This window comes from Pseudomonas sp. KH_040, assembly GCF_057839305.1.
This window is the reverse complement of record NZ_CM174487.1, coordinates 5,759,668-5,772,150: the sequence shown is the minus strand read 5'-3', so window position 1 is coordinate 5,772,150 and position 12,483 is coordinate 5,759,668. Positions and strand designations below refer to the sequence as shown.

Here is a 12,483-nt window from a genome sequence, read left to right as displayed (position 1 = left end):
ACTGCCACCGGTCATTAAGGTAGCTTTGCCGGTTACGCGGGAGCGTTCCAGCTCCTAGACTCAGACTTTTTCAGCGCGCACGCATTGATAACCATCAAGTGAACGACGCGCATGGTCTGGCCGGGCATCGCCCGCGCTGCAATCATTCATCTGTCACTGACCCAAGGTTCTCCATGGCTCAATACGTCTTCACCATGCATCGGCTGGGCAAAGTTGTTCCGCCGAAGCGGGAAATCCTCAAAAACATTTCGCTGTCGTTCTTCCCCGGCGCCAAGATCGGCGTGCTCGGCCTCAACGGTTCGGGTAAGTCCACGCTGCTGAAAATCATGGCCGGCGTCGACACCGAGTTCGAAGGCGAAGCGCGCCCGATGCCGGAACTGAACATCGGTTATCTGCCACAAGAGCCACAACTTGACCCGACCAAGACCGTGCGTGAAGTGGTCGAGGAAGCAGTCAGCGTGATCAAGGATGCGCAAGCGCGTCTGGACGAGGTCTACGCCGCTTACGCCGATCCGGATGCCGACTTCGACAAGCTCGCCGCCGAGCAAGCCAAACTCGAAGCGATCCTGCAGGCCAGCGATGGCCACAACCTTGAGCGCCAACTGGAAGTCGCTGCCGACGCACTGCGTCTGCCGGCCTGGGACGCAAAAGTAGAACACCTGTCCGGTGGTGAAAAGCGTCGTGTGGCCCTGTGCCGTCTGCTGCTGTCCGCCCCGGACATGCTGCTGCTCGACGAACCGACCAACCACTTGGACGCCGATTCGGTGGCGTGGCTGGAGCACTTCCTGCACGACTTCCCGGGCACCGTGGTAGCGATCACGCACGACCGCTACTTCCTCGACAACGTCGCCGGCTGGATTCTCGAACTCGACCGCGGCGCGGGCATCCCGTACGAAGGCAACTACTCGGGTTGGCTCGAGGCCAAGTCCGATCGTCTGGCGGCGGAATCCAAGCAGCAGTCGGCCCACGAAAAAGCCATGAAGGAAGAACTGGAGTGGGTGCGCAAAGGCGCCAAGGCCCGCCAGTCGAAATCCAAGGCTCGTCTGCAACGCTTCGAGGAAATGCAATCGCAGGAATTCCAGAAGCGCAGCGAAACCAACGAGATCTACATCCCGGCCGGTCCGCGCCTGGGCGACAAGGTCATCGAATTCAAGAACGTCACCAAGGGCTACGGCGATCGCGTGCTGATCGACAACCTGTCGTTCTCGATGCCGAAGGGCGCCATCGTCGGCGTGATCGGCGGTAACGGTGCCGGTAAGTCGACCCTGTTCCGCATGCTGATGGGCAAGGAAACACCGGATTCGGGCAGCATCGAAGTCGGCGAAACCGTGCAACTCGCCTGCGTCGATCAGAGCCGTGACGACCTGGATGGCAGCAAGACTGTGTTCCAGCAAATCTCCGACGGTTCCGACCAGATCCGCATCGGCAACTACGAGATTCCGTCGCGTACTTATGTCGGTCGCTTCAACTTCAAGGGCGGCGATCAGCAGAAGTTCGTCAAGGATCTGTCCGGTGGTGAGCGCGGTCGTCTGCACCTGGCGCTGACCCTGAAGGAGGGCGGCAACGTCCTGCTGCTCGACGAACCGTCCAACGACCTCGACGTTGAAACCCTGCGTTCCCTGGAAGAAGCCCTGCTGGACTTCCCGGGCGCTGCGATTGTGATCTCTCACGATCGGTGGTTCCTTGACCGTGTGGCGACGCACATCCTGGCGTACGAAGACGACTCGCAAGCGATCTTCTTCGAAGGTAACTACACCGAGTACGAAGCCGATCGCAAGAAACGCCTCGGCGAAGCGGCTGCCCAGCCGCACCGCGTACGTCACAAGAAACTGGCCTGATATCGGGTTGGTTGCATGAAAAAGCGGAGCCTTCGGGCTCCGTTTTTTTTTGCCTGGTTTTTCAGGGATACCGAGTTGGATTCATCGCTGGCAAGCCAAGCTCCCACAGGGTTTTGTGGGGTGTTCGAGATAGGTGTTTCACCGATGTCCACTGTGGGAGCGGGCTTGCCAGCGATGGCGGTATAACTGTTGGTGCATCACTTGAATTTGATCTCACCATTCAGGTGCAAAACTGGGCAAAAACCAGCCGGATTTATATCCTGTGCACCATTTGATTTCATAACTGCGACATTTTGCTCTGTTCCTGTGCGCATTTCGTTTGTTACAGTCCGGCCAATCTCCTCCAACGACAATAAATTTGCCGAGACTTTTGCCATGATCGAATCCGTTGAATCCTTCCTCGCCCGCCTGAAAAAACGCGATCCGGATCAACCCGAATTTCACCAGGCCGTCGAAGAAGTCCTGCGCAGTCTGTGGCCGTTCCTCGAAGCCAATCCGCATTACCTGAACTCGGGGATTCTGGAACGTATCTGCGAGCCGGAGCGTGCCGTGGTGTTCCGCGTGTCATGGGTCGACGATCAGGGCAAAGTGCAGGTCAATCGCGGTTTCCGCATCCAGATGAACAGCGCCATCGGCCCGTACAAGGGCGGCTTGCGCTTCCATCCGTCGGTGAACCTGGGTGTGCTGAAATTCCTCGCCTTCGAACAGACCTTTAAAAACTCGCTGACCTCGCTGCCCATGGGCGGCGGTAAGGGCGGCTCGGACTTCGATCCGAAGGGCAAAAGTGACGCTGAAGTCATGCGTTTCTGCCAGGCGTTCATGAGCGAGTTGTATCGCCATATTGGCGCCGACGTTGACGTGCCGGCCGGTGATATCGGTGTCGGTGCGCGCGAGATTGGCTTCCTCTTCGGCCAGTACAAACGCTTGAGCAACCAATTCACCAGTGTGCTGACCGGCAAAGGCATGACCTACGGCGGCAGCCTGATTCGTCCGGAAGCCACCGGTTTCGGTTGCGTGTATTTCGCTGAAGAAATGCTCAAGCGTCGCGGGCAGGGCGTTGAAGGCAAGCGCGTGGCGATCTCCGGTTCCGGCAACGTTGCGCAATACGCGGCGCGCAAAGTGATGGATCTGGGCGGCAAGGTGATTTCCCTGTCCGACTCCGAAGGCACGCTGTATTGCGAAGCCGGGCTGAGCGAAGAACAGTGGCTGGCGCTGCTGGAACTGAAAAACGTTAAACGCGGGCGCATCAGTGAATTGGCGGCAGCGTTCGGTCTGGAATTCCGCGCCGGCCAGTTGCCGTGGTCGCTGCCGTGCGACATCGCGCTGCCGTGCGCTACGCAGAATGAGCTCGACGCTGAAGCCGCACACGCGTTATTGCGCAATGGCTGCGTGTGCGTGGCTGAAGGCGCGAACATGCCGACCACACTGGAGGCTGTGGATATCTTTATCGAGGCCGGGATTCTGTTCGCCCCGGGCAAAGCATCCAACGCCGGCGGCGTGGCGGTGAGTGGTCTGGAGATGTCGCAGAACGCCATGCGCCTGCTGTGGACGGCGGGTGAGGTGGACAGCAAGCTGCACGCGATCATGCAGTCGATCCATCACGCTTGCGTGCATTACGGCGAAGAGAACGGGCGGATCAACTACGTCAAAGGTGCGAACATCGCCGGCTTCGTCAAAGTCGCCGACGCGATGCTCGCGCAGGGCGTGGTTTAAGCCGGTTCGATGCGGATCACTTCAATCATTTGATCGCCGGCGGGGCGCTGCCACAGCACCTCGTCATTGAGTCGGGCACCGAGCAGCGCCCGGCCCAAGGGTGAGCCCCAATTGATCAGGCCTTTGCTGGCATCGGCCTGATCTTCGCCGACCAGTTGCACCCGGCGTTCGGTGTCGTGCTCATCGGCGTAGGTCACCCAACTGCCGATCTGCACTTTGTCTCTGGACGTTGCTGCTACGGCGACTTGTGCGCTGCTCAGGCGCTGATTGAAATAACGCAAATCACGTTGCAGATCCGCCAGCCTTTGCTTGTCGGCCTGCTCACCTCTGGCTGATTGTTCGGCATGCAGGGTTTGCAGTTCGGCGACTTTTTCCTGCAACTGCGCCAGCCCTTGTGCGGTGACGTAATTGGGCTGCTCGCTGACCTGCCGTTCGACCGGCTGATCGGCTTGCGCGGCGGCGTTGTCTTCGTTGACGAATGCGCGACTCATGGTGTCCTCCTCGTATGAGGTTTGGGCCATGCTCGCAGGCATTTGGTTTCACTGGATGTCTGGAAGCGACCTATTGCGAGCGATAAGCCCGTCCGGCGTCCTGATCTTTCTGCTGCTGCCAGGCGCGTTCTCGTTCGTCCCAGTGTTCGTTGCGATACTCTTCTCGTCCCTTGTTTTCCAGCATCGCCTGACACTGGCGGAAGCCGTCGGTCCAGCCTTCGGCGTATTGCTTGTCTTTAAGATAACGCGGCACGTTCTTGCGGAATTCGCCGCTGATCGAACCGGCCGCCTGGCGGCCGCTGATGCAACCGTCATCGAAGCCGTCGGCGAAGGCCGGAGGATAACCCTTGGCGATCAGATCTTCATGGGTGGTCTGGCAACCGCCCAGCAACAGCACAACACCCAGTAAACCCGCACACCGCCACATCGCACTCTCCCGCGCCGGTTCTCGGCTTATGGGAAAGTCTAGAAGCTGATTCGTCGAGCGTTGGTGAAAGGCATGTGAGTAATTCGTTGAGCACCACAAATCCCCTGTAGGAGTGAGCCTGCTCGCGATAGCGGTGTATCAGTCACCGCACCAGTGACTGATGAATTGCTATCGCGAGCAGGCTCACTCCTACAGGGGGATGTGTTCGGGATCAGTAGTGATACCACTTCACTTCAAGCATGACTTCGGTTTCCGGCGTGGCGAGATGGCTGAACTCACGCTGCGCACTCAGGCGCAAACCAAGGTTGCGCGACAATTCCCACTGCTGATTCAGACTCAGGCTGCGGCGCACTTCGCCATTGAAGAAGTAATCGCCCTTGGCCTCCAGGCTGAGATTGCCCAGCGGGTTTTTCCACAACACGCCGGTATTGAAACCGCCGGCCGGGGACACGAACTCGGCGAAATCATTGTTGTGTTCAACGCGCACGGTGCCGAGGGCAAAACCCAGCACATCGTCACCCAGCGCCCACGTGCCACCGCCACCACCGTTGACGTGGCTGACCAGCGTCTCGTCATCATGCTTGCCCGGTACGCGCTCCAGACCACCAGTGACCTGCCACGACAGCGGTTGCAGCAGCTCATTACGCGGCGTCAGCGAACGAATCGTCGCCAGATCCAGTTGCTGGAACTGCCAGTGATTGCCTTCGTACTGACGCAACTTCATCTGCAGGATCTCGATTTGTGCGCCGAGCGGGAAGCTTTCGGCGTTGTCGTTGAGATCGTGATAAGCCATGCGCAAACCGTACTCACCGAATGCACGATCACCACGGGTGCCGAGACCGGCCTGCCAGGTGCGGGATTCGTGGCCGTCTTCCGGCAAGCCTGGCTGCGGAATGTCCAACTCAGGCGCCGGGTTCTTGTTGATCGCCCGCAGCAATTCGAAACTGCGTTGCGCCCGTTGCGGATCACGCTCCTGACCGTTGGCGCGGTAGCGCTCCAGACGATACGCCGCGTCGATGATCAACGCCTGACGGTCGCGTGGCAGGGCTTTGAACGCCGGATCCTGCAACTGCTGCTGATCGGCGCTGACGTTCAGCACCCATTGCTGCTCTTCACCGCTGAGCGGCTCGGCGCGGCTGAGCAGTTCGCGCTCGCGGGACGGGCGGTATTCGATGCTTTCCACCAGCCCGGCTTCTTTCACCGCTTTAACGGTGTCGGTAGGAATGGCGGTCAGCGGGAATTGTTCGGTCAGGCGCAGGCTCGGCCGTGCGACTTGCAGCAGTTCCAGCAGGCGATACGAGCAGTTTTCATCGAAGAAAAAGTAATCGAACTGGATCTGCTTCAACTCCCACACATGCTCGACCATGCGCGCGGTTTCTTCTTGGCTCAGATTGAGCCGGTATTCCCACAGGTCGCGGTTTTCCAGGCTGCGGTATTCCGAGAGTTTTTCCTGATACGGCACCAAGGCGAACAATCCCGGATAACCGCCCATCAAACCTTTCCAAGCGTAGAGAATGCTGTTGTCCGAGCCTTCGATGTAGGCGCCAAAGTTGATCGCATAACTGAGCAGCGACGTCTTGTCGGCCTGCACGTCAGCCTGATCGATACGCAGCAGGGTGTGACCGAACATCGATGACGGACTGTTCAAATAAGCCGCCGGGAAGATCATCACCGCGCTGTGCGGCGAGACATCCTTGAACCACTTCTTGTATTCAGCGCATGCCGGTGTCGGTAGATCCCCGAGATTGAGCTGCGCTTTCAGCCAGCGGGTGCGCGCCGGATAAACGCATTGCGCATGTTGCTCGCCGAGACTGGCCGGTGCGTACAGCGCTTGCACGGTGGCCGCCAGTTCATGATCGGGGTGTTCGTTGCCATCGGGCGCCAGAAAAAACTTCTTGTCGCTGACATAGCTGCGCCAGCCGCCAAGCTTGGCGGTTTCGTAGTGACCGAGGGAAATCCAGAAGCGGTCGTTGGCCAGTTGCTGCAAACGTTGAGGGTCGATGGTTGGCGCGGCGGACAGCGGGGCGCAGACACAGAGCGCCAGCCAGGCAAGGCGTTTGAGCATAGTCGGCAACTTGAACAGGAAAGAAATAAAGACCCAAGGAGGGCGGGCCGAAAAAATAAAACCCGCTTCCCGAAGGAAGCGGGCGAGGTCGAGCTTAAGCCTGAGTTGCGTACTTGGCCAGACGAGGATCCGATTTCAGTACGGCCAGGGTGTTGGTATGCACGTCTTCAGCGGTCACGTCAGCCTTGCTGAAGATCTGCTGGAAGTGCTCGTGAGTCACAGCTGCGAAGTGCGCACGGTCTTCCGGCGCCACGCCCAGTACCACGGCATAAGTCGTCAGCGCTTCGCCGTTGCCTTTGGCCATGTCTTCGGACAGCTCGTTCATCATGCCATTCATGGCAAACCAGGATTTGCCGCCGTAGGTCAGCGATGCGTTGGTCGAGCAACCGTTGGTGCCGGACGTCATCCCGAAGGTGGCGTTACCGGAAGTACCGTTGGTGGTGGAAGCGAGGAAGTGAGCAGGGGTGCCACGCTGACCTTCGAACAGCATGTTGCCCCAACCGCAATCCGGGCCGCCTGGAGCTTGCGCCATTGCGTTGATGGATACAGCGGTGAAGAGAGTACCGAGAAGAATCCGTTTCATAGCTTTTTTCTCTTTGTGTGCATACCAATGGACAGGGTTCTGGCCGGCTCTAAACGTAAGCTGCCTGCGCGACGATCATGCTGCGTTGAAAACAGGCTCGGAATGCTCATGTAGGACCCTACACTCCGCTTCCTCGCCTGTTTTCGCCTTGCCTGATCGCCGCTCGGCGAGCTTACGTTCAGAGCCAAACGAAGCCAGTGGGCCGGTATTAGTTCCAGCCGCGCAGTTTGGAGTTTAGGCACGTTCCAGGGGTTCCGTGGTTTTTTGCAAAATATTTGGAATAAACCCCGGTTTCAGGGGGCGGGCCGCCGGCTTGGCCGGTTGTCTATGCTTTGTGGTGTGGCGCGCCTTGCCAGTGGGGCACGGGCAGCGCCAGAATGCCGCTATCTGCCCCGCCTGATTGTTAAGGAAGCCCGATGCCTGATCCTGTTGCTGCCAGCTTGCGTCTCGCGCCCGAAGCGCTGACCCGTCCGTTTTCCGCTGAACAGTTCAGCTTCACTACCACCAATGATCTGGAGCCCTTTCGCGGTGTGCTCGGCCAGGAACGCGCGGTCGAAGCCTTGCAGTTCGGTGTGGCCATGCCACGCCCCGGTTACAACGTATTCGTGATGGGCGAGCCCGGCACCGGCCGCTTCTCGTTCGTCAAACGCTACCTGAAAGCAGAAGGCAAGCGCCTGCAGACCCCGGCCGACTGGGTCTACGTGAATAATTTCGACGAGCCGCGCGAACCGCGTGCACTGGAATTGCCTTCTGGCACTGCCGGCGTCTTTATCGGTGACATCAACGGCTTGATCGACAACCTGCTGGCAACGTTTCCAGCGGTGTTCGAGCACCCGTCCTACCAGCAAAAGAAAAGCGCCATCGACCGCGCCTTCAACCAGCGCTATGACAAGGCCCTCGACATCATCGAGCGTCTGGCCCTGGAAAAAGACGTCGCCCTGTACCGCGACAGCAGCAACGTTGCCTTCACGCCGATGCTCGACGGCAAGGCTCTGGACGAAGCGGAATTCGCTCAGTTGCCAGAGGCTGATCGCGAGCGTTTTCACGAAGACATTTCCGGCCTCGAAGAGCGCCTGAACGAAGAACTCGCCAGCCTGCCGCAGTGGAAGCGCGAGTCGAACAATCAACTGCGTTCGCTCAACGAAGAAACCATCACCTTGGCGCTGCAGCCATTGCTGTCGCCGCTGTCGGAGAAGTACGCCGAGAACGCCGCGGTCTGCGGTTACCTGCAAGCCATGCAGGTCTACTTGCTGAAAACCGTGGTCGAGCAATTGGTCGATGACAGCAAGACCGACGCCGTCGCGCGCAAGCTGCTGGAAGAGCAATACGCGCCGAGCCTGGTGGTCGGCCATCCGGTGAGCGGCGGTGCGCCGGTGGTGTTCGAGCCGCACCCGACTTACGAAAACCTCTTTGGTCGTATCGAATACACCACCGATCAGGGCGCGCTTTACACCACCTATCGGCAGTTGCGTCCCGGTGCCTTGCACCGCGCCAACGGTGGTTTCCTGATTCTTGAAGCGGAAAAAATGCTCAGCGAGCCGTTCGTGTGGGACGCGCTGAAACGCGCCCTGCAATCGCGCAAACTGAAAATGGAATCGCCGCTGGGCGAGATGGGTCGTTTCGCCACTGTGACGCTCAACCCGCAGCACATACCGTTGCAGGTCAAAGTCATCATCATCGGTGCGCGCTCGCTGTATTACACGCTGCAGGACCTTGATCCGGACTTCCAGGAGATGTTCCGCGTCCTCGTGGATTTCGACGAAGACATCCCGATGGTCGACGAGAGCCTGGAGCAATTTGCCCAGCTGTTGAAAACCCGCACGTCGGAAGAAGGCATGGCACCGCTGACCGCCGACGCGGTGGCACGTCTGGCGACGTACAGCGCTCGTTTGGCCGAGCACCAGGGGCGTTTGTCGGCACGTATCGGTGATCTGTTCCAACTGGTCAGCGAAGCGGATTTCATCCGTCATCTGGCCGGCGATGAGATGACCGATGCCGGGCATATCGAACGTGCGTTGAAGGCCAAGGCCACACGGACCGGTCGCGTGTCGGCGCGGATTCTCGACGACATGCTCGCCGGGATCATCCTGATCGACACTGATGGTGCGGCGGTCGGCAAATGCAATGGCCTGACCGTACTCGAAGTCGGTGATTCGGCATTCGGTGTGCCGGCGCGGATTTCCGCCACGGTGTATCCGGGCGGCAGCGGCATCGTCGACATCGAGCGTGAAGTCAACCTTGGGCAGCCGATTCACTCCAAAGGCGTGATGATTCTCACCGGGTATCTGGGCAGCCGTTACGCTCAGGAATTCCCGCTGGCTATTTCCGCGAGCATCGCGCTGGAGCAGTCGTACGGTTACGTCGATGGCGACAGTGCGTCGCTGGGTGAGGCGTGCACGCTGATTTCGGCGCTGTCGAAAACCCCGTTGAAGCAGTGCTTTGCGATCACCGGTTCGATCAATCAGTTTGGCGAAGTGCAGGCGGTGGGCGGGGTCAACGAGAAGATCGAAGGCTTCTTCCGTCTCTGCGAAGCACGCGGGCTGACGGGCGAGCAGGGCGCGATCATTCCGCAGGCCAACGTCGCTACGCTAATGCTCGATGAGAAAGTCCTGGCGGCGGTGCGTGCCGGGCAGTTCCACGTGTACGCGGTGCGTCAGGCCGACGAGGCGTTGAGCCTGCTGGTCGGTGAACCGGCCGGTGAGCCGAATGCCGATGGCGAATTCCCGGAAGGCAGCATCAACGCGCGGGTGGTGGAGCGCTTGCGCGACATCGCTGAAATGATCAGCGAAGAAGACCTCAAGGAAGCCGAGAAGGAACTGGCGCAAGAGGCCTTGGCCGAAGCCAAACCGGCTTAAGCCTGGCGCGGTCAAACTGTAGGAGTGAGCCTGCTCGCGATAGCGGAGTGTCAGTCGGCGAATAAGTCGACTGGTTCACCGCTATCGCGAGCAGGCTCACTCCTACATTTGTTTTGTGGGGATCTTCGGGAAAATCGCCACTACTCTGGCGCCAATATTCACACAATGACCATTCGGCGCCTTCTGGTTTCATTCGGCTTGCGCAGCGGACTTTTCTTCTATTCTCAGCTCAAGGATATCGACAGTATCACTGGATCGAGCCAGTCCTCCCGTGGGGGCTGAATACCGGCTTCACCGAGGGTCGCCGCCATGTCGCGCAACCTCTGCCTCACCCGTCAATGCCTGGGTCTTGTGACCCGTATCGAATGCGCCATCAAGCCGTTGGCCGGCGATAACGGTATGTGGACGCTGCTCTTCGCGGCCGGCATGGCCGGCGAACAACCTTCTGCCATCAAAGCCCAGGGCCCGTTTCATGGGCCGGTCGCCGCCGAATCGATACTCGACACCATTGTCGAAAGTCTGACCTTGCATGGCTACGAACTGGCTGACGATCCGCAGATCTGGAGCCTGCACCTGCAAGCGCAGTTGCGGCAGATCAACGGTGGTCGCGGCCGCGCTCTTTAGGCGCTGCCGCAGGCTGCGATCTTTTGATCTTGCCCTTCAAGGCGCAGTCTCAGGCATCGGCGCCTTGTCGAGCTTGACCTCAAAACCGTATTGCACGGTGGCGAGGTCGGTTCGCTGATAGGCTTCGACGTGGGTCGGGCGGCCATAAAAGTAATGCACACCAAACAACGCCGGGCCTTCTGCGCTTGCATCGTGGCTGACCGAGAGAATCTGCTTGAGGTAGTTGCCACTGTCGTCTTTGACGAAGAAACGCCACTCGTTGGGCGGGAACAGTTTCAGATCCACCACCAATTGGTTGTTCTTGATCTCCAGGCCTTTGGGCAAGGATTTGGCGTCGTATGCCTGTTTAGCCACCGTGGCGAGAAACAGCGGCATTGAGCCGACCGCAATCGCCGGGGTTTCCGGGAACAGGTTCAGGTCGTAGGTGATCGTCGCGCGCAGCGGATCGACTTGATAGGCCTCGGGCGGCAGTTCGATCGGTTCATCGAGCTTGCCACTGCGCTTTTCGGTAAAGAACGTGACCGGACTGACGCCCGGACTGAAGTCATCGCCCAGCAACTCATCGTTGAACGTACGGCGATGGGAAAACTCGATGCGCGCTGCGCTCGGTTCTTCCACGGACTGATGGACGCGGATGCCAGCCTTCAATTGCTCTTCGGTCAGGCTCGCGCCCTTGAGCCAGCTAACCGCCAGATCGTCGTACACCGTCACCGAGGGATCCAGCGGCTGGATGGTTTTCTCCGTGGTGTGCTGATTGAACGTACGAATCGGCAGATCCAGCGATTTGCGGGTCACGGTCGCCGAAGAAAAATCCAGCACGCTGACTTCCAGCGTTTCGATCGGGCCATTGAAATAGACCTTGTTGTAGCGACGCGGGTGTTTCTGCTCGAAATCCTGTTGTTCCTGGGTCAGCTGCTTTTCCAGCGTAGCGCTCCAGGCTTTCTGCTGTTGCAGGTACGTCAGTTGTTTTTCGTAGAAGGCTACTTGCTCCGGACTCTCGTTGATCGAACCGGCGCGTACCAGATACTGCCCGGTTTTATCGCGGGCCTGGACGATCAGCGGATTGAGCTGCGCCTCTGCGACTTCCGCAGCCAGTGGCAGGTTGTTGCTGAATTCGACTTCGGCGTAGTTGTTTGCAAGTTTCAGCAGTTTGACGCTGAGGTTGTCATTGCTGCGGGTCTGGCCGACGTCCTGTTGTGTCAGGTCGAAGCTGTACAGGCGGCGCGGGGCGATGACTTCGATCTGGCCTTGCAGGCTGACCGGTTGCGGCAGGGACTTCTTGTCCACGTTCAGCCCATCAATGAACGGATAGGTCACGGTCAGGTCATCGGGGTTGGTGACGTTGGAGCTGGAAGGGCTGAGCTGAATGCCCGGATCGGTTTCCGACCATTCCGGCTGATAAGCGATCACGCGTTTGTTGCTCAAGGTCACCGACTGCCATTCCACACCATGGGGAAACAGGAAGCCGCCGGGAATGTTCAGGTTGAACGGGAACACCGGTTGCAGATCGGTGAGGTAATCGGAACTGGCGTCCTTGTGCAGCACGAACAAGCCATTGATAAACGTGTCGACCAGCGTCTGCGGGGCAGGGTAGTGCTTGAGCACGGCGAGGGCGTCTTCACCGTATTCGGTGTGCGGTGGGTTGTCGTCGAGTTTGATCTGCGCCCGTTCGAGCAGCAGCAGCGAGCCGCCGAGTTCAGTGATGGCGTCCTTGAGTTTTGGATCGGTGATGGCGTCCAGTGACTGTTCGAACTTTGCGGTTTTTTCTTCAAGGCTGGCGGCGTGTTTCTCGTCGCCGGGCGAGCAACCGCTGATCAACAGAGCAAGGCAGATTCCGGCCGTCATTATCGGTAATCGCACATCCATTTCCACACGTCCTGTCTACAG

At 59.1% G+C, this 12,483-nt stretch carries 10 protein-coding genes; 4 read left to right on the top strand and 6 right to left on the bottom strand.

The genetic code is table 11. The features are described from left to right. Window positions 1-173: 173 nt before the first annotated feature. On the top strand, window positions 174-1,838 hold the full coding sequence (gene ettA / locus AC3IUF_RS25700) for an energy-dependent translational throttle protein EttA (RefSeq protein ID WP_122599745.1): 1,665 nt from the start codon (window positions 174-176) through the stop codon (window positions 1,836-1,838). A gap of 197 nt (window positions 1,839-2,035) precedes the next feature. Here ettA and AC3IUF_RS25695 read toward each other — a convergent pair whose 3' ends face one another. Beyond that, on the bottom strand, window positions 2,036-2,215 hold the full coding sequence (locus tag AC3IUF_RS25695; RefSeq protein WP_489279655.1) for a hypothetical protein: 180 nt from the start codon (window positions 2,213-2,215) through the stop codon (window positions 2,036-2,038). Between AC3IUF_RS25695 and gdhA the strand changes: the two genes are divergently transcribed. Continuing rightward, entirely contained in the window at window positions 2,214-3,551 is a 1,338-nt protein-coding gene (gdhA, locus tag AC3IUF_RS25690; protein WP_007909792.1) for an NADP-specific glutamate dehydrogenase, read from the top strand. The two genes, AC3IUF_RS25695 and gdhA, sit on opposite strands and share 2 nt — an antisense overlap. Here the strand turns inward: gdhA and AC3IUF_RS25685 are convergent. The 4 genes from AC3IUF_RS25685 to AC3IUF_RS25670 all read right to left on the bottom strand — a co-directional run bounded on the left by AC3IUF_RS25685 (window position 3,548) and on the right by AC3IUF_RS25670 (window position 7,117). Next, entirely contained in the window at window positions 3,548-4,042 is a 495-nt protein-coding gene (locus AC3IUF_RS25685) for a GreA/GreB family elongation factor (protein WP_150694649.1), read from the bottom strand. The genes gdhA and AC3IUF_RS25685 overlap by 4 nt on opposite strands. Before the next feature lie 70 nt (window positions 4,043-4,112). Beyond that, window positions 4,113-4,469, bottom strand: coding sequence for a hypothetical protein (locus AC3IUF_RS25680; protein WP_016986195.1), 357 nt, complete (start codon window positions 4,467-4,469; stop codon window positions 4,113-4,115). 211 nt (window positions 4,470-4,680) lie between these two features. Continuing rightward, window positions 4,681-6,534: an Lnb N-terminal periplasmic domain-containing protein gene (locus tag AC3IUF_RS25675; RefSeq protein WP_007909796.1), complete on the bottom strand. Its 1,854-nt coding sequence runs from the start codon at window positions 6,532-6,534 to the stop codon at window positions 4,681-4,683. A gap of 94 nt (window positions 6,535-6,628) precedes the next feature. Further along, the gene (locus AC3IUF_RS25670) at window positions 6,629-7,117 is read right to left on the bottom strand and encodes a DUF3015 domain-containing protein (RefSeq protein WP_007909797.1); all 489 of its coding nucleotides are present in this window, start codon (window positions 7,115-7,117) and stop codon (window positions 6,629-6,631) included. A 416-nt stretch (window positions 7,118-7,533) separates the two neighbouring features. Here AC3IUF_RS25670 and AC3IUF_RS25665 point away from each other — a divergent pair, with 416 nt between their 5' ends. Beyond that, entirely contained in the window at window positions 7,534-9,972 is a 2,439-nt protein-coding gene (locus AC3IUF_RS25665; protein WP_007909798.1) for a Lon protease family protein, read from the top strand. Between the two features lie 309 nt (window positions 9,973-10,281). Continuing rightward, window positions 10,282-10,596: a PA4575 family protein gene (locus AC3IUF_RS25660; protein ID WP_007909799.1), complete on the top strand. Its 315-nt coding sequence runs from the start codon at window positions 10,282-10,284 to the stop codon at window positions 10,594-10,596. Window positions 10,597-10,632: 36 nt separating this feature from the next. Here AC3IUF_RS25660 and AC3IUF_RS25655 read toward each other — a convergent pair whose 3' ends face one another. Next, window positions 10,633-12,462, bottom strand: coding sequence for a hypothetical protein (locus tag AC3IUF_RS25655; RefSeq protein WP_489279653.1), 1,830 nt, complete (start codon window positions 12,460-12,462; stop codon window positions 10,633-10,635). Between the last annotated feature and the right edge of the window lie 21 nt (window positions 12,463-12,483).